A 16857-nucleotide genomic window follows, 5' to 3' on the forward strand; every position below is an offset into this window, starting at 1 on the left:
AGCCAGATAGACTGTGGCATACTCTGCAGCGGCGGGTGCGTCAGTGCGATCGAGCTTGATCATCTTGGTCCTCCGAGGCTGGGTGGTTGGCAATCCAATTCTAACCTCTTGACCACCCGCCGCCCCATAGGATCTGAGGCGCGAGGCGTGCGTTGCGCCGCAGGGCTCGCACCTCAGTGCCGTAGGGTGGGCAAAGCGAAGCGTGCCCACGCATTTTTCGCGATCGAGAGACATGGTGGGCACGGCGCAAGGGCACCTTTGCCCACCCTACGATGTCGGCGGTTGTGATGCGCAGACACACCTTCACCTTCTCGCGGCTTGTTTCGCCCGAGTTTTGCTCTTCGCATCGCGCCCTGAAAACGAAAGGGCGCAGGGAAGGCCGGGCGCCGGCTGGCACCCGCTGTCCGTCGTGCGATGAGAATGCACACGCCATGCACAACGGATGGACAGGTGAAGCCGAGAACGTCCGGCCTTCCCTGCGCGATGTTTGACGGCGTATGGCGCGCTCTCCCGGGAGCCGACCTTTCCTTTGGCCTCCGTCACCTCGCGAATTGGCAGCGCGCGTCGCCCGGTTGGGCTCAGCGCACCTCCGCAAGGCTTGGCTGTAGCATCGACAGCCAGGACCACGCGATTTGGCCGTACGCAACAGCGCCGCTCGTCCGCACGCGATCAGGACCTCACGGGGTTCATCCCGCCCTGCTCCCGCCATTCGTGCACGACGCTGCCGCGTCCACCGCTCCCCGATCCGCGGCTCGTGACGACGTACGACCGCCCCTTTCGCCGGATCAGGATGGCCGACACATACGCCGAAACCGAATTTCGGTAAAGCGGAATATTTTTGCGCACATGGATTGACAGAGGCCGACACAGGCACGGACGGCCGCCGGCGCGCATGCCGCACTCGGGGCCATACCGCGTGGCCCATCGATCGCACGACACCTTGACATGCACGTCACTTCCACGGCTGGTTGCCCCTGCCGGACCAGCGAACTTTCGACGAGGATATTCCATGCGCAGCACATCGGTCGGCGTCTTCAAGCTCGCCACCGAGGGCCCCGGCGACGTCTCCAGCCTCACGGCTATGATCGGCTCCGGCGCGATCGATCCCAAATCGATCCTCGCCATCCTGGGCAAGACCGAGGGCAATGGCGGTGTCAATGATTTCACCCGGGAGTACGCCGTTGCCGCGCTCTGCACGGCGCTGGCGCCGCAGCTCGGCCTGACCGCGCCCGAGGTCGAGCAGCGGATCGCCTTCGTGATGTCGGGCGGCACCGAGGGTGTGCTCAGCCCGCACATCACGGTGTTCACGCGCCAGGACGTCCCGCAGCGGCCGGCGGGCATCGCAGGCAAGCGCCTCGCCATCGGCATGGCGCACACCCGCGATTTCCTGCCCGAGGAGCTCGGGCGCTCCGCGCAGATCACGGAGACGTCGAAGGCGGTGAAGACCGCGATGGTGGATGCCGGCATCACCGATCCCGCCGACGTCCATTTCGTGCAGATCAAGTGTCCGCTGCTCACCAGCGATCGCGTCGAAGCCGCAGGCGCGCGCGGCAACAAGACGGCGACGACCAGCGCCTACGCCTCGATGGCCTATTCCCGAGGCGCCTCCGCGCTCGGCGTTGCCGTCGCGCTCGGTGAGATAGCTCCCGATGTCCGCGACGACGACGTGCTACGGCGATACGACTTGTTCTCGAAGGTCGCCTCGACCTCGTCCGGAATCGAGTTGATGCACAATGTCGTCATCGTACTCGGCAATTCGGCGGCATCAGTCAGCGAATTCGAAATCGGGCATGCCGTGATGAGCGATGCCATCGACGCCGCCGCGGTGATCACAGCGCTGCAAAGCGTCGGACTTGATGTCGCGCCGCAGGCAACGAAGGGCCGCGAACTCGTCAACGTCTTCGCCAAGGCGGAGGCCTCGCCTGATGGCAGCGTGCGCGGCTTTCGCCACACCATGTTGGAGGACACCGACATCAGCTCGACCCGCCACGCCCGCGCCGCGGTCGGCGGCCTGATTGCAGGTCTCGCGGGCACCGGGGCCGTCTATGTCTCAGGCGGCGCCGAGCATCAGGGGCCGGCGGGCGGTGGACCGGTTGCAGCGATCGCACGACTGTCGGATTGAGACGGCCTTCACCTCACCTCTCCGCCCCACGCAACCCTGCCCCTCGCGCCGGCTTAGTTGATTCAGGTGGTCCCTTGCGAAAAAGGTGGCGCAGCACTTTACGGAGATCAGGACTTCATGACTTTGCCGATGAGCTGGACGGAATGGGCGCAGCACGATGGCGTCGCGCTGGCAGGGCGCGTCCGCAAGGGCGAGCTGACGGCGAAGGAGCTGGCGCGCCAGGCCGCGGCGGGCATTGCCAAGGTCAATCCGGCGCTGTCGGGCGTGGTCGAGCTGTTCGAGGACGTGATCGCCGATCCCGCCAAGGACGGCGCCAATCTCGCAGGTCCCTTCGCCGGCCTGCCCTTCCTGATGAAGGATCTCGGGCCGACCATGAAGGGCCGGCTGCAGGAAATGGGCTCGTTGCTGATGCGCGGCAATCGCGCCAGCGCCGACACGTTCCTGACCGGCAAATTCCGCCAGGCGGGGCTCAATTTGATCGGACGGACCACAACGCCGGAATTCGGCGTGTGCTCTTCGGCCGACAATCCCGCCGTCTACGTCACCCGCAATCCCTGGAATACCGACTACACCACCTGCGGCTCGTCCGCGGGCAGCGCTGCGATGGTGGCCGCCGGCGTGGTGCCGATCGCGCATGCCACCGACGGCGGCGGCTCGATCCGCATTCCCGCCGGCGTCAACGGCAATATTGGGTTGAAGGTTTCGCGCGGCGTTTTTTCGCTGGCGCCGCACATGTCCGATCTCACCGGCCTCGTCTCGATCCAGGGCTGCCAGTCGCGCTCGGTACGCGACACCGCGGCGTTCGTCGATCATGCCCGCGGGCCGGCACCCGGCGAGTTCATGCCGTTCTGGACCACGGCGCAGCCATATTGCGAGATGATCAAGCGCGATCCTGGCAAGCTGCGCATCGCGCTCTCTCACACCTGGGGCGACTACAAGGCAACGCCGGAGCTCGCAGCCGAGCTGGAGAAAACCGGCCGCTTCCTCGAAGGCCTCGGCCATCACGTCGACTACGCCCTGCCCGAGCTCGATTTCCGCGCCGCCTTCGAAGCGCAGACGATGTGCTACATCTCGAACTTCGCGGTGGTGATCTCGAACATGCTCGCCGCGCGCGGGCTGGAGAAGCCGCCGGAAGATCTGATCGAGCCCATGAACATCCGGATCTGGGAAGCCGGCCGGCACACCAGCTTCGCCGAGCGGGCGAAGATGCAGGGCGTGTTCAACACGACGTCGCGCGGCTTCGGCGCCTTCTTCGAGCAGTGGGACGTGATCCTGACGCCGATCACCGCGCTGCCGACGCCGAAGGTCGGCACCAGGGAATATCTCACCATCTCCGACAATCCCGATGTGCTGGACTGGTTCGGCAATCTGTGGCGCTTCTTCGCCTTCACGCCGCTCGCCAATCTCTGCGGCATGCCCGCGATCTCGATGCCGATGGCGGCCCAGGAGCACGGCCTGCCGCTCGGCATCCAGGCCATCGCCAAGCAGGCCAATGACGGCCTGCTGCTGCAGCTCGCCGCCCAGATCGAGCGCGCGCTGGACGGCAAGTGGAACGGCGGCAGGTCCGCAAAGGTGCATGTGACCAAGGCGTGAGCTGCCGCCTCCTCCTCTAGCCCTTGTCCTTGGCACTCGCTTGCGCGATGGCCTTGTCCACGCGCCAGCGCGATATGCCCTGCTCAGCGAGCAAGCGCGCCGCAGGACTTCGCGTCTCCGGAAACAGAGCGACGAGTGCATCGACACCCGTCACGCCGGGATTGCCAACCTGCTGGGCATGCAACGCGGCACGGCGGTCAACACGTTGGAAAGCAGCGGTCGGCTCGGCGGTGCCGGTCTCGACCACAATGTGAGCGAGTTCCTTGTCGAGATAGTCGGTCAGGTTCTGCCTGAGCGTGCCGAGATCGGCGTTGCAGGTCTGCAGGACAGGCGCGGCATCACCGTCTTCGGACAACGCCAGCAGAAGATGTTCCAGCGTTGCAAATTGATGGCGGCGTCGGTCGGCGAGTTCAAGGGCCCGGCGGCGCGTGGCGACATAGGCCGGACTGAGCGGACGAGACGACAGATCCTCCATTGCATCGATCTTCGCCAGCCGCTTCACAGGATCGAGAATTGCCAGCAGTTCGTACTTGTCCTTGACCGACAGCTTCATCCGCGGCGCAATTGTGTCCGCGATATGCCCAATGTCGCGCGTTTGATCGAGAAGCAGCCAGACATCGGGCATGAGCAGACCATGGGCCGCCGCGTAATCCTCGAAGCGCTGGATGGTTCGGCGGACCAGGTCAGGCGCGGCTGCAGACTGGCTCTCGGGCAATTCGGAAGCCTCGGCCCGGTAGCCGCAGTTCGTCGCCGCGAAGCTGCGGAGCCCGACGCGGCGGATTCCGCGCGTCAGCACCCTGATAGAGCCGTCGGAGAGCCGTTCGAGCTCGACCAATTGAGCGAGCAGACCGATCTCGTAGACGTCGGCAGATTGCGGCTCATCGACGGTCGCGTCGCGCTGAATCGCACAGACCATCTCACGTGTGCCCTCGAACGCATGGTTGAGGGCGAGCATCGTGTTCTCGCGCCCGACGAACAACGGAAAGGTTGCGCCTGGAAACGGCACGAAGTCGCGCAACGGGACCGCGGGATAGATTGCGGTCGCGCTCTTGAGCTTTGCAATCGGCGCAGCTGCCTCGCGCCGCTCGGCGTGAAGCATTGCCGACAGCGTATTCCAGTCGGCAACGCCCAGCATTCTCGACACCAGTTCGAGGCTTTCGCTGTGACTGACGGTGACGGCCTTGGTGGTCAGGGATTCGCGCAGGGTCTGCGCCATAGCCTTGGCATCGCGAAAATCGCGCATCGGTTCGTCCTCTGCATGAGCGATCCAGGAGTGTCAGGTGGTTGCGTTGCTGACCCGGTCGCTCGGGCAAAGGGGGCCGATCAAGGGCTCGATACGTTCACCATTCCACGGAGGGTGCAACCGGCAGGTCGTATCAACCTGCACGGAAGGTGACGCAAAGCTAAATCGCTGTCAATTGCGATCTCAGTTCTTCACCGCCGGAATCTCCTCTGCCGCGGGCTGCTGCTGGCCCTGCTTGTACATCGCCAGCGCCTTGTCGAGGGCTTCGCGCAGCGCCAGCGCTGCAGCCACGCTGCAACGTAGGTGTGCGGTCTGGACCACGTCGACCCTGACGGCGGCGCCGACCGGCATCAACAGGTTCGCGGCGAGCTCGATCTGGATCGCGCCGTTGTGATGGCCGAAGCAGGACGCGCCGTCGAAATAGATGATCGGCGCCCGCTCCGAGCTCGAGGTCGAAATGGTGACGGGCCCCTGGTTGGCGGCGGGCGTTTCGGGATCGGCCATGGGGGACTCCTTGCAGTCATCGACGAACGAAGCGCCCACCATCGACGCTTCGGCCCGCTCTGTCGAGGCCCCTTCAGGGGTTTTGCGCAGCGCCCGACACTGGTCTAGAACCTTCCCATGAGCACCATATCGACCACGCTGCCGTTCGAGGAACTCGCCGAGGCGATCAAGGGCCGGCGTTCCGACTACGGCCAAATCAGCGGGCTCCAGCTCGACCGCTTTGCGCCCGCCGAGGCCTGGTCCAGCCTGCCCTACCGTCCCGTCTTCGTCGGCGACACCGAGACCGGCGTGCTGCATGGCGGCGTCGTCACCGCCATGCTGGACGAGAGCTGCGGCATGGCGGTGCAGCTCGCGCTCGACGGTACGCGCGCGATCGCGACGCTCGATTTGCGCATCGATTATCAGAAGCCGGCGACGCCCGGCCTCGACATCAAGGCGCATTCGGTCTGCAACCGCACCACGCGCTCGATCGCCTTCGTGCGCTCCACCGCCTATCAGGAATCCGAGGACGATCCGGTGGCGACCGCGACCGCCTGCTTCATGATCGGCGCCAACCGCACCAACATGCTCGCGGACCGCAGGACGGATGCACGGAGCATCCCGACGCTGGAGGCGCCGGAGGATCCGGACGGACCGTTCGCGCGCAGCCCGTTTGCGCGCTGCCTCGGCATCCGCGTCAACGGCGACGGCACGCTGACGATGCCGTTCTCGCCTGTGATCATCGGCAATCCGATCCTGCCCGCGATCCATGGCGGCATGACGGGCGCCTTCCTCGAGACCACCGCGATCATCGGCGTCGCGCGCGAGCTCGGCATTGCCGCGCCGCCGAAGCCGATCGGCCTCACCGTCAACTATTTGCGTTCCGGCCGCGCCCTCGACACGTTCGCCGATGTCTCGATCGTCAAGCAGGGACGGCGCATCGTCGCCTTCGAGGCGCGCGCCTGGCAGGACGATGCGAACAAGCAGATCGCCACCGCTTTCGGTCATTTCATGCTGCGCCCGACGCCGGGACGTGACGAGGAATAAGCGCCTTTTGACTTGACGGCGGCAGTCCCGGCCACAACGATAGCGCGTCCCTGTGAGAGGTATTGGATTGCGGCACCCGCTCGACATCGTCGCCATGTTCGCCGCACTCTGGCTGCTGGCCTCGATGATGCTCGACGCGTTGACGCCGAAGGAGCTGACCGCGATCATGATCGCCGTTGCGATCGGCCCCGCGATCGTCATCACCGCCGTGTTCTACTATTTGCGCTGCCCGCGAATCGACTTTGCGGTGATGTTCGCAGCGCTCTGGCTGATCTCGGACATCGCCATCGCCTTCGTCTCACCGACGCAGCTGCCGCATTTCCTGATCGTGCTCGGTTTCCTGCCGGCCCTGCTCGTTGGAATTGTGCTGCACTGGCGGACCTTCACCTCTCCCCAGCGGGGAGAGGTCGGATTGCGCAGCAATCCGGGTGAGGGGCCGCAGCACTCAGCGAGACCATAACCCCTCACCCGGATCGCATCTTTCGATGCGATCCGACCTCTCCCTTCGGGAGAGGTCGGCCGAGCTGCCTCAGCCGAATTAGCGCGGCAGCAAATTCGTCTTCGCAAGATCCAGCACCTCGTCGCCGCGGCCGTTCATCACCGCGCGCAAGACCCAGAGGCTGAAGCCCTTGACCTGCTCGGCCGTGATGGTCGGCGGCATCGACAGTTCCTGCTTGGCGGTGACGACGTCGAGCAGCGCCGGGCCGTTATGGGCCAGCATCTCCTTGACAGCACCGGGAAGCTCGCCGGGATCCTCGACGCGTTTGGCAAAGATGCCCATCGCGCGCGCCATCGCCGCAAAGTCAGGGTTCTCCAAATCGACATTGGTGTCGACGAAGCCGGCCGCCTTCATCTCCAGTGCGACGAAGCCGAGCACGCCGTTGTTAAAGACGACCACCTTCACCGGCAGCTTCTCTTGCGTCAGCGTGATCAGATCGCCCATCAGCATGGTGAAGCCGCCGTCGCCCGACAGCGAGATCACCTGCCGGCCGGGCTGCGCCGCCTGCGCGCCGATCGCCTGCGGCATCGCATTGGCCATCGAGCCGTGCACCAGGGAGCCGATCAGCCGGCGGCGGCCGTTCATGTCGAGATAGCGCGCGGCCCACACCGTCGGCGTGCCGACATCGGCGGTGAACACGGCATCCTCGCTCGCATGGTCGCTGATGACTTTTGCCAGATATTGCGGATGGATCGGCTTGCTTCCCGGCGTGCCCTTGGCGAGCGAATCCAGGCCCTCGCGCGCCTTCTTGTAATGCGCGACGGCATCGTCGAGATGCTTGCGCTGCGTCTTTGATTTCAGCAACGGCAGCAGCGCCTCGATGGTGAGCTTGACGTCGCCGACGAGGCCGAGATCGATCTTGCAGCGCCGCCCGAGATTTTCCGGGCGGATGTCGATCTGCGCGATCTGACAGTCCGTCGGGAAGAACTGCTTGTAGGGAAAATCGGTGCCGAGCATCACCAGTGCGTCGCAGGCGTGCATGGCCGCATAGCCCGAGGAGAAGCCGATGAAGCCGGTCATGCCGACGTCGTAAGGGTTGTCGTATTCGACATGCTCCTTGCCGCCGAGCGCATGCACGATCGGGCTCTTCAGCGCCTCCGCAAGCTGCATCAAGGGTGCATGCGCGCCGGCGCAGCCGCGGCCGCAGAACAGGGTGATGCGCTCGGCACCGTTGAGGAGGTCGGCGAGTGCCTTCAGCTCATCTGCCTGCGGCATCACCTTCGGCGCCGGCACGTTGAGGCCGCGCGACGTCGACAGCGCGCGCTTCGGCGGGCTGCGGAACGCGACGTCGCCGGGCATGGCGACGACGGCGACGCCGCGCAGGCCGACCGCTGCGCGGATGGCGTTCTCCAGCACGAAGGGAAGCTGGCTCGGATCGGAGACCAGCTCGCAATAATGGCTGCACTCGCGGAACAGGTTCTGCGGATGCGTCTCCTGAAAATAGCCGCCGCCGATCTCGGCCGTCGGGATCTGCGCGGCGATCGCCAGCACGGGAACGCGGCTGCGATGCGCGTCGAACAGGCCGTTGATCAGATGCAGATTGCCGGGACCGCAGGAGCCCGCGCACACCGCAAGGCTCCCGGTCATCTCCGCTTCGCCGGCGGCGGCGAAGGCGGCGACCTCCTCGTGGCGGACATGGATCCATTCGATCGTGCCGCGGCGGCGCAGCGCCTCGGTCAGGGCGTTCAGGCTGTCGCCGACAATGCCATAGATGCGCTTGACGCCGGCCTGTTCGAGCGTTGCCACGAACAGATCGGCCACGTTGTTGATCGCCATGTCGGTCTCCTGATCTCGCTGGGTGTGCAAGATAGGATAACGCGCGATGGTGACGGCATCACGGCTAGTTTATTGCCGGCTCAATCTTTCGCAATCGCCCGATCATAAGCCGCGATCGTTGCCTTCGCGCGAGCGGCGACATCGGCGGCGCTCATGCCGGGCTTGTAGAGGCTGGAGCCGAGCCCGAACGCGGTCACGCCGCCCTTGATGTACTCTTCAAAATTCTGGTCGGAGACGCCGCCGACGGCAGCGATCATCATGCCTGATGGCAACACCGCCTTGATCGCGGCAATGCCGGAGGCACCGAGCACGCTCGCCGGAAAGAACTTCAATCCCGACGCGCCGGAGCGCGCGGCCAGCAGCGCTTCGGTCGGCGAGAACACGCCGGGCAGCGTCACCATGGCGTATTGATGCGCACGCGCGAGCACCTGCGTGTCCACATTCGGCGAGACCATAAGCTTGCCGCCGACGTCGTTGAGGCGATCGACATCCGCGGTGGTCAAGACCGTGCCGGCGCCGATCAGCACGCTTGAAGGCGCCTGCTTCACGGCCGTCGCGATGGAGCGGAATGGATCCGGCGAGTTCAGGGGAATCTCGATCGCGGTCATGCCGGCTTCGATCAGCACGCCGACGATGGCTTCGGTCTCCTCGGGCCTGACGCCGCGCAGGATCGCGACCAGCGGCCGCTTCATCGGCGGAAAGGGAACGGTCATCTCAAAAATCCTTTCTACTTGGTCCAGATCGCGGCCGCCGCCATCGACAGGCCGCGGCGGACGGCTTCATCGGCATCGACCGGCCCTGAGGTCACAGACAGTGCCTCGAACGCCAGCCGGTACAGCATCGCAAGCCGCCCCGAGGCAATCAGCTTGACGCCCGCTTGCGGCACGGTGCCGGACAGTCCGGCCGCGAGCTCGACGCCGATCAAGGTGCCCGACAGCGTCTCGCGCGCCGCAGCCGGCGTGCCGCCGAACAGAAGCTGGCGCGACCGCGCGCCGAACAACAGATTGGCGGCGAAGGCCGGCGCCGCGTAGGCGACCTTGACCGCCGCCTTGAAGCTCGCGACATCCTCGGCCTCGTCGGCGCCCGCGACCGCGAACGACAGGATGGTCTCGCGCGAGACCACGCTGAAGAGCTCGCCGGTCATGAAGGTGGAGAAACGTTCGACGATGCCGTCTTTGACGCGCACCCACTTCGAATGCGTGCCGGGCATGCAGACCAGCGCCTCGCCGGCAGCCTCGAGGCCGAGCGCACCGAGCAGCTGGGTTTCCTCGCCGCGCATGACATCCGGCGCGCCGGCGTCGCGTTGTGCGATGCCCGGCAAGATCCGGATGTCGCGCGCGTCGCCCGGGACGCGCACGGCCTGTTTCAGCACGGCCGAGAGCGGCGCCGGCGTGTCGACATAGCCGGCTTCGACCCAGCCGGTCTTGGCGCCGGCCATGCCGCAGACGAGAACCGGCAGCTGATCCGGCGTCTCAATCGCCGCAAGATGCGATTGCAGCACGGCGGGAAAGCCGGTCTTGGCGGCGGCCAGCATGCCTTCATCGCTGCGTCGTTCGGCCAGCACCTGGCCGGCACGATCGACCAGCCACAGGCGGAAACTGCTGGTGCCCCAGTCCACCGCGACATAAGCGGGTTCGGTCATTCGAACTGTCCTCGTCTCAGCGTCAAGACGCCGTCTCGCGACAATGAGACGACGCTTGGCAAATCTGCCCCGGGATATCGGCTATTGCCGCCGCAAACCAGCCTTTTCTCGCGGGAGCCGAGCCGCTGCGGCGCTGGCACACCGCTTGCTCATGGCTCCGCACTCAACTTCGTCAACGCGCGACAAGACGCGTCAACATCAGATGAGGAAACCCATGGAGATCGGCTATTTCACGATGCCTTCGCATCCGCCGGAGTGCGGCCTGAAGGAAGGGAACGACTGGGACCTGCAGGTCATGCGCTGGCTCGACGAGCTCGGCTATCAGGAGGCCTGGGTCGGCGAGCACCACACCGCGCCTTGGGAACCCAACCCCACGCCCGACCTTCTGATCGCGCAGGCGTTGATGCAGACCAAGAAGCTTCGCATCGGGCCGGGCGGCTTCCTCTTGCCCTATCACCACCCGGCCGAGCTCGCCAATCGCGTCGCGATGCTCGACAATCTCTCCGAGGGCCGGCTCAATTTCGGCGTCGCCGCATCCGGGCTGCCGAGCGACTGGGCGATGTTCAACGTCGACGGCATGAGCGGACAGAACCGCGACATGACCCGCGAGGCGCTGGAGATCATTCTGAAACTCTGGTCTGATCCCGCACCCTTCACCTACAAGGGCAAGTTCTGGACGGTGACCAAGCCGGACACGATGTTCGACTTCCTCAAGCCGCACATCAAGCCGCTGCAGGCGCCGCATCCGCCGATCGGCGTCGCTGGTCTCTCGAAGAGCTCGGACACGCTGAAGCTCGCGGGCGAGCGCGGCTTCATTCCGATGAGCCTCAACCTCAACCCGGCCTATGTCGGCAGCCACTGGGATTCGGTCGAGATTGGCGCCGCCAAGACCGGGCGCAAGCCGAACCGCGCGGACTGGCGTCTGGTGCGCGAAGTGTTCGTCGCCGACACCGATGAAGAGGCCTGGAAGCTCTCCACCGGCGACATGATGGGCCGGATGATGAGCGAGTACTTCCTGCCGCTGCTCGGCCATTTCGGCTTCAAGGATTATCTGAAGCACGCGCCCGACGTGCCGGACAGCGACGTCACGGTCGAATATTGCGCCAAGCGGAACTGGATCGTCGGCTCGCCCGCGACCGTCGCCGAAAAGATCGAGACCATCTACGACGAGGTCGGCGGCTTCGGCGTGCTCTGCGTGTTCGGCTTCGACTACAAGCACAAGCCGGAAGCCTGGCACCACTCGCTGTCGCTGCTGAAGAACGAGGTGATGCCGCGCCTTGCGCGTCTCGGCTCCGCGAAGAAGGCGGCTTGACCCAATGCGGGTGCGGCGCGATCGTGCCGCACCCGCAGCGATTTTCGGAGATTTCCGCGTGAGCGTGGACGCAAAGGATTTCAAGCAGGCGATGCGCCAATGCGCCGGTGCCGTCGCGCTGGTCACCGTCGGCGCCGAACACGGCAAGCGCACGGGATTGACGGTGACGTCGGCCTGCTCGCTGTCGGACTCGCCGCCCTCGCTGATCGTCTGCGTCAACCGCAACGCCAGCGCGCATGCGCGCATCCGCGAGGAAGGGGCCTTCGCGATCAATTTCCTGCACGAGGATCATGCGCTGCTCGCGCTCACCTTCAGCGGCCAGAAGGGCGTCAACGGCGACGACCGCTTTGCTTTCGGCCAGTGGGCGCGCAGCGTGACCGGCGCGCCGGTCTTGACCGACGCAGTCGCCGCATTCGACTGCGTGCTCGCACAGGAGTTCGAGACCAGGACGCATTCGATTTTCATCGGCGAGGTGCGCGGCGTGTCGCATGCGGATGCGGCGAGGCCGCTGATCTACCTGCGCAGCAGTTTTCACACGCCACAAGAGATGCGCGAGACGGTGACGGTCGGCGACCTCGATTCACGCCACTTGAGCTGGTCCGATTTTTCCTGATCTAGAACAGATCATATCCGGGCGTGAGGATGCCTTCCGGGTCATGACGGCGCCTGGCTTCGCGCAACAGCGGCCATCTCGGGCCGAAATGATCCGCCCAATCCTGTGATGACATGGCAAGCGCACTCACCGGGTAGAGCATCCCGCCTGCGCCGCGAATGCGGTCGTAAATTGCGCGATTGCGCGCGACCTGCCGGTCCGCATTCGCCTTGTCCGCCACCGCAGGGATACGAATGAGATTGAACGGGAACACGACGCGTTCGTCCGGCAACCGAAGCAGCGGCGCGCGGCACCCGTCCGTGAACATCGGGTAGTACGTGATCCGCCCGAACGGACCGAGGTCATCGCTGTTCAGCCCGGCAATGACCTCGCTTGCGACCTCGAGCGCGTTGCTGCCACGCAAATAGGTCAGCAGCCAGGGATGCGGATTGAACCATTGTCCGTTCGATCGCAGAAGCTTTTCGAGCTTTGCGAAGGCATTGGCGTCGTCACCAAAGGCCATGTCGGAGACGGTCTCACGCTTGTCGGAGAGACCCGCGAACAGAACCTTTTCGTCGGGCAACGTGTCGCCGTCGTAGAAGACACCTGCTTCCAATTGATGGCGCCAGCCGCCGGCACCGTCGGGCACGACGGCCCCCTGCAACTGATCGAAGCGCTGCTCGGCCAGAACACGCTGCTGATCGGCGCTCAGCGAAGCGAGATCGGGGTAGGACAGCAGATAGCGTCGAACACGTTCGGGTGCGCGCATCAGCGCAAGCGTCGCTCTGGTGATGATCGCGCATTGCGCAAGCCCGGCTCGAACGGCATCGAACAGTTCGGCATGCGAGGCCGGCGAGCAGGTGAGCTCAATGCCTTCCCCGGTGACGATGTCGAGCTCCAGAACCTGGTCGGTCTGGAGCCCATGCCGGGAGGACGACCCGCCAATTCCTCCGATGGCGAGTGTGCCGCCAACGGAGAGGCCAAGGTAATTGGTCAGGACCGGCGGGACGAGCCCCCTGGCCAGGGTCGCGGCCAGCACCGCGTGCCAGGTCGCTCCGGCGTCGACGACGACATGATCCGGCTCGATCCGATGGATCGCCGTCAGCGCGCCGAGATCCAATACGATGCCGTCTTCGGCCATGGCCCGGCCATAGGTCGCATGGCCCTGCCCGCGTGCCGCAACCTTCAGTCCCTGCTGCCTTGCCCAGCGCAGGATGTCGGCGACGTCGCCGCTCGTCGCCGGCTTGCAGACGGCCCGCGGCCGCCTGTGAATGATGTGACCGAAATCCCGCGCGGCCGCCGCGCAGGATTCCGCATCGTCCACAAGCAGGGCCTTGGGTGACCGCAGGCCGCCAGCGCCTGGAGGCTGTCCGGCGAAGCTGGCGGAAGCCAGCGTCGCGGTGACGCTGACGCCCGCATGCAAGAGTGTACGTCGATCAGGAGTCATGATGCGGTCCTTCGCCGCGCGAAGCGGATGTGCCCCCGCTTCAAGCTGCGATCGACCACTTGCTGGGACAACCGGCGCCGCGAGGGATAGACATTCCCGCTATCCGGTAGAATGACCTGTTCCCCCCACTGCTGTGCGCGAACGATGGCACTGGCGTTGACGTCAAAGTCGCTCGTGCTTCAACTTCTCCGCCAGCAGATCCACGAAGAGACGCGTCTTGGCAGGCGGTATCGCGCTCGGCGGAAACACGGCGTGCACCGGGATCCGGGGCGCCTCGAAATCTTCCAGCACGATCTCCAGCGCTCCGTGATCGATCAGGTCGCGGATCTGCCAGAACGGACCATAACCGACGCCGACGCCATGACAGGCGGCGGCATGCAGGGCCGTAACATGATCCGCTCGAAAGCGGCCGTTCACCTGCACCGTCTTCACCTCGCCACCAAGCCGGAACCGCCACATGTCCGTGTTGCGCCGGCCGGTCTCGCGCATGATGCATTGATGATCGGCCAGATCGTCGGGATGCCGTGGACGGCCATGGCGCGCGAAATAGCCGGGCGCGCCGTACACGACCGTACGCAACTCGCCGAGCCGGCGGACCTTCAGCGACGAGTCCGGCAATTCCCTGATCCGCACGGCGAGGTCGAAACCATCCCCGACGACATCGATTGCGCGATCGGACACATGCAGATCCGCTTCAATCCGCGGATAACGCGCCATGAACGCGGCGATGGCCGGCACGACGTGCGTCGATCCGAACAGGACGGGTGCGGCAATGCGCAAGAGACCGGACGGCTCGACGCGCCGATTGGCCGCTTCCAGCCGCGCCTCGTTGATCTCCGCGTAGGCCGGCTTGACACGACGATAGAACGCCAGTCCCGCTTCGGTCGCCACTGATTGCCGGGTGGTTCGCCGCACCAGTTCGACACCGGTGCTGCGCTCCAGCGCGGTCAGCAGCCGGTTGACGGACTGGAGCGACCGTCCCAGTTGCCGCGCGGCCGCGGTCTGGCTGCCGGCCTCGATGACAGCCAGAAAGACTTCGATCTCCTCCATCGAATCCTCTCCTCTTTCGCTCTCTCGGGAATGTATGTGCGCGGCGGCGCGTTTGCCGCCTGATCGACGAGAACCGATCAAGAGCCGAGCGGTGTCCGGGTTCCGGCAGGAGCCCGCGAACTCGTTAGAATGAGATCTTCAGCAGCTTGATCTTCCGATACAGCGTGGCGCGGCTGAGCTTCAATGCACGCGCCGCTTCCGTCACGCGGCCGCCGTGCTTGCGGAGCGCCTCGACGATGGTGGCGCGCTCGGCCGCGCCGAGATCCGGCTCCGTCCGCCCACCGAACGGCGGCAGATCGAGATCGGCATCGGTGATGACGCCGTTCTCCGCGGTGCAGCCGGCGAGCCGCAGCACGTGGCGGAGCTGGCGCATGTTGCCGGGGAACGGGTAGGCCGCAAGCTGCGACCATGCGTGGTCCGAAAGCCTGCAGCTTGGGGCTTCCTCGCGCGCGATCTGGCGGATGATATCGTCCCGGTCGGCGCGCTCACGCAGCGCCGGCAGCCGCATCGCGATGCCGCGCAGACGAAAATAGAGATCGGCGCGGAAGGCGCCCTCCTCCGCCATGCGGCCGAGATCGCGGTGGGTGGCGCTGATCAGGCGGATGTCGACGGCCACAGGCTTGAGCGCGCCGAGCGGCCAGACCTCGCGGTTCTCCAGCACGCGCAACAGGCGCGTCTGCAGCGCGATCGGCATGTCGCCGATCTCGTCGAGGAACAGCGTGCCGCCATCGGCCTGCACGATCAGGCCCTTCGAGCCATCGCGGCGCGCGCCGGTGAAGGCGCCGGCCTCGTAGCCGAACAGCTCGGCATCGATCAGGCTCTCGGGCATCGCCGCGCAATTCAGCGCGACGAAATTGTTGCGCGCGCGGTTGCTGGCCGCGTGAATGGCGCGCGCAAACACATCCTTGCCGACACCGGTCTCGCCCTGCAGCAGCACCGGCAAGTCGTGATCAACAACGCTTCCGAGCCGCTTAACGCTTTTGATCAGCCCGGGATCGCGACCGGCGAGCCGGTGCAGCGCATCGAAGCGATCGACCGGCGGATCGCGGCGCCTGATGAGCGGCCGCGCGCGCTGCGGCGGCGCGATCTGACCTTGCCCCAACGGACTGCCATCGGCGCGGCGCAGCTGGACGATGTCGCCTGCGTCGTGCGCAGCGTGATGATCGAACTTGATGTAGCGCGACAGGTCGATGCCGGACGCGATCAAGCCGTCGGTGAGGCCCAGCAGTGCGCGCGCGGACCGGCACGCGCCGACGACGCGGCGATCGTCGTCATAGGCGAGCAGGCCGCTGCGGCTCTCGCCCGGCACGGTGGCGATCCAGGCGTTACGGAAATGGTCGCGAAAGATCGCGCCCTCGATGCGGCGCGTCGCCTGCATCGTGACCGCGAGCGCAAGCTGGTGCGCGGCGCGGCTGAGATCGTCACGACAGGATGTGATGTTGACGGCGCCTGCAATGCGACCGGCAGGGTCGAACAGCGGCGTCACGGCACAGGAGAAGATGCCCCACTGCTCGCGAAAATGCTCGTCGCGATGAACCAGGATCGGCTTTTGTTCCGCAAGGCAGGTGCCGAGCCCGTTGGTGCCCTCATGGGCCTCCGAGAAATTCGAGCCGGTATAGACCTTCCAGCGCAGGAAGATCTCGGTGTCGGCCTCGCCGGGCAAGCGGCTGAACAGCATGGTCGCGTTGGCATCAGCGAGATTGACGCAATAGCCGGCCTCCCGCAGCACGCGGGCGAGATCCTCGAGCTCGGACGTTGCGAGCCGGATCGTCTCCTCCATGGGCTGGGCGACGTGGCGAATCTCGGCTTCGGTCAGCGTCTGTGGCGGGCCCCGGCGGGCTGGATCGAGCTTGTGGCTGATCAGGCAGCGCCGCCAGGAATCGGCAATCCGCGAGGAGGCATCGACGTCGGCCACATGATTGGCGACGGACAAGACCCGGGCGACATGGTTCGAGGCCGACAGGCTGGCCATCGCGGACGTCTCCACCCTGTATTATTGTGCAAAGTCTGGCACCACAGGCGGGGATGTCAATTGGGAACCGGACGCCGCT

At 65.6% G+C, this 16857-nt stretch carries 14 protein-coding genes; 6 read left to right on the forward strand and 8 right to left on the reverse strand.

Features of this window, described 5'->3' with window-relative positions; all coding sequences use genetic code 11:
* The first annotated feature begins 1009 nt into the window (after window positions 1-1009).
* Together IVA79_RS19955 and IVA79_RS19960 are read left to right on the forward strand one after the other, a co-directional pair.
* On the forward strand, window positions 1010-2122 hold the full coding sequence (locus IVA79_RS19955; RefSeq protein ID WP_247555811.1) for a ring-opening amidohydrolase: 1113 nt from the start codon (window positions 1010-1012) through the stop codon (window positions 2120-2122).
* 117 nt (window positions 2123-2239) lie between these two features.
* Window positions 2240-3715 (forward strand): amidase, encoded by a 1476-nt coding sequence (locus tag IVA79_RS19960; RefSeq protein ID WP_247555813.1) that lies wholly within the window; start codon window positions 2240-2242, stop codon window positions 3713-3715.
* A 16-nt stretch (window positions 3716-3731) separates the two neighbouring features.
* On the opposite strand, the gene IVA79_RS19965 is transcribed toward IVA79_RS19960, so the two are convergent.
* The gene (locus IVA79_RS19965) at window positions 3732-4958 is read right to left on the reverse strand and encodes an LON peptidase substrate-binding domain-containing protein (RefSeq protein ID WP_247555815.1); all 1227 of its coding nucleotides are present in this window, start codon (window positions 4956-4958) and stop codon (window positions 3732-3734) included.
* Between the two features lie 183 nt (window positions 4959-5141).
* The gene (locus tag IVA79_RS19970) at window positions 5142-5462 is read right to left on the reverse strand and encodes a hypothetical protein (RefSeq protein WP_247555818.1); all 321 of its coding nucleotides are present in this window, start codon (window positions 5460-5462) and stop codon (window positions 5142-5144) included.
* A 117-nt stretch (window positions 5463-5579) separates the two neighbouring features.
* On the opposite strand from IVA79_RS19970, the gene IVA79_RS19975 reads away from it, so the two are divergent.
* Window positions 5580-6488: a PaaI family thioesterase gene (locus tag IVA79_RS19975; RefSeq protein WP_247555821.1), complete on the forward strand. Its 909-nt coding sequence runs from the start codon at window positions 5580-5582 to the stop codon at window positions 6486-6488.
* A gap of 67 nt (window positions 6489-6555) precedes the next feature.
* Entirely contained in the window at window positions 6556-6948 is a 393-nt protein-coding gene (locus IVA79_RS19980) for a hypothetical protein (RefSeq protein WP_247555824.1), read from the forward strand.
* Between the two features lie 78 nt (window positions 6949-7026).
* Here IVA79_RS19980 and poxB read toward each other — a convergent pair whose 3' ends face one another.
* The 3 genes from poxB to IVA79_RS19995 all read right to left on the reverse strand — a co-directional run bounded on the left by poxB (window position 7027) and on the right by IVA79_RS19995 (window position 10405).
* On the reverse strand, window positions 7027-8763 hold the full coding sequence (poxB, locus tag IVA79_RS19985; RefSeq protein WP_247555826.1) for a ubiquinone-dependent pyruvate dehydrogenase: 1737 nt from the start codon (window positions 8761-8763) through the stop codon (window positions 7027-7029).
* Between the two features lie 80 nt (window positions 8764-8843).
* Window positions 8844-9476: a 2-dehydro-3-deoxy-6-phosphogalactonate aldolase gene (locus IVA79_RS19990; protein ID WP_247555827.1), complete on the reverse strand. Its 633-nt coding sequence runs from the start codon at window positions 9474-9476 to the stop codon at window positions 8844-8846.
* Window positions 9477-9490: 14 nt separating this feature from the next.
* Window positions 9491-10405: a 2-dehydro-3-deoxygalactonokinase gene (locus IVA79_RS19995; RefSeq protein WP_247555829.1), complete on the reverse strand. Its 915-nt coding sequence runs from the start codon at window positions 10403-10405 to the stop codon at window positions 9491-9493.
* A 214-nt stretch (window positions 10406-10619) separates the two neighbouring features.
* Here IVA79_RS19995 and IVA79_RS20000 point away from each other — a divergent pair, with 214 nt between their 5' ends.
* Both IVA79_RS20000 and IVA79_RS20005 read left to right on the forward strand, forming a co-directional pair.
* The gene (locus IVA79_RS20000; protein ID WP_247555831.1) at window positions 10620-11717 is read left to right on the forward strand and encodes an LLM class flavin-dependent oxidoreductase; all 1098 of its coding nucleotides are present in this window, start codon (window positions 10620-10622) and stop codon (window positions 11715-11717) included.
* A gap of 58 nt (window positions 11718-11775) precedes the next feature.
* Window positions 11776-12330, forward strand: coding sequence for a flavin reductase family protein (locus IVA79_RS20005; RefSeq protein ID WP_247555833.1), 555 nt, complete (start codon window positions 11776-11778; stop codon window positions 12328-12330).
* Window position 12331: 1 nt separating this feature from the next.
* On the opposite strand, the gene IVA79_RS20010 is transcribed toward IVA79_RS20005, so the two are convergent.
* From IVA79_RS20010 to IVA79_RS20020, 3 genes are all read right to left on the reverse strand, one after another.
* The gene (locus IVA79_RS20010) at window positions 12332-13756 is read right to left on the reverse strand and encodes an FAD-binding protein (RefSeq protein ID WP_247555835.1); all 1425 of its coding nucleotides are present in this window, start codon (window positions 13754-13756) and stop codon (window positions 12332-12334) included.
* 162 nt (window positions 13757-13918) lie between these two features.
* Window positions 13919-14806, reverse strand: a complete 888-nt coding sequence (locus IVA79_RS20015) for a LysR family transcriptional regulator (protein ID WP_247555837.1) — start codon at window positions 14804-14806, stop codon at window positions 13919-13921.
* Between the two features lie 124 nt (window positions 14807-14930).
* Entirely contained in the window at window positions 14931-16778 is a 1848-nt protein-coding gene (locus tag IVA79_RS20020; RefSeq protein WP_247555839.1) for a sigma-54-dependent Fis family transcriptional regulator, read from the reverse strand.
* Window positions 16779-16857: the final 79 nt, after the last annotated feature.

The organism is Bradyrhizobium sp. 138 (assembly GCF_023074075.1).
GTDB lineage: Bacteria > Pseudomonadota > Alphaproteobacteria > Rhizobiales > Xanthobacteraceae > Bradyrhizobium.

Excerpts from the sequence above, each read along its gene's own strand:
- IVA79_RS19955 (WP_247555811.1), top strand. The coding sequence starts at position 1,010 with ATGCGCAGCACATCGGTCGGCGTCTTCAAGCTCGCCACCGAGGGCCCC.
- IVA79_RS19960 (WP_247555813.1), top strand. The coding sequence starts at position 2,240 with ATGACTTTGCCGATGAGCTGGACGGAATGGGCGCAGCACGATGGCGTC.
- IVA79_RS19965 (WP_247555815.1), bottom strand. The coding sequence starts at position 4,958 with ATGCGCGATTTTCGCGATGCCAAGGCTATGGCGCAGACCCTGCGCGAA.
- IVA79_RS19970 (WP_247555818.1), bottom strand. The coding sequence starts at position 5,462 with ATGGCCGATCCCGAAACGCCCGCCGCCAACCAGGGGCCCGTCACCATT.
- IVA79_RS19975 (WP_247555821.1), top strand. The coding sequence starts at position 5,580 with ATGAGCACCATATCGACCACGCTGCCGTTCGAGGAACTCGCCGAGGCG.
- poxB (WP_247555826.1), bottom strand. The coding sequence starts at position 8,763 with ATGGCGATCAACAACGTGGCCGATCTGTTCGTGGCAACGCTCGAACAG.
- IVA79_RS19990 (WP_247555827.1), bottom strand. The coding sequence starts at position 9,476 with ATGACCGTTCCCTTTCCGCCGATGAAGCGGCCGCTGGTCGCGATCCTG.
- IVA79_RS19995 (WP_247555829.1), bottom strand. The coding sequence starts at position 10,405 with ATGACCGAACCCGCTTATGTCGCGGTGGACTGGGGCACCAGCAGTTTC.
- IVA79_RS20000 (WP_247555831.1), top strand. The coding sequence starts at position 10,620 with ATGGAGATCGGCTATTTCACGATGCCTTCGCATCCGCCGGAGTGCGGC.
- IVA79_RS20010 (WP_247555835.1), bottom strand. The coding sequence starts at position 13,756 with ATGACTCCTGATCGACGTACACTCTTGCATGCGGGCGTCAGCGTCACC.
- IVA79_RS20015 (WP_247555837.1), bottom strand. The coding sequence starts at position 14,806 with ATGGAGGAGATCGAAGTCTTTCTGGCTGTCATCGAGGCCGGCAGCCAG.
- IVA79_RS20020 (WP_247555839.1), bottom strand. The coding sequence starts at position 16,778 with ATGGCCAGCCTGTCGGCCTCGAACCATGTCGCCCGGGTCTTGTCCGTC.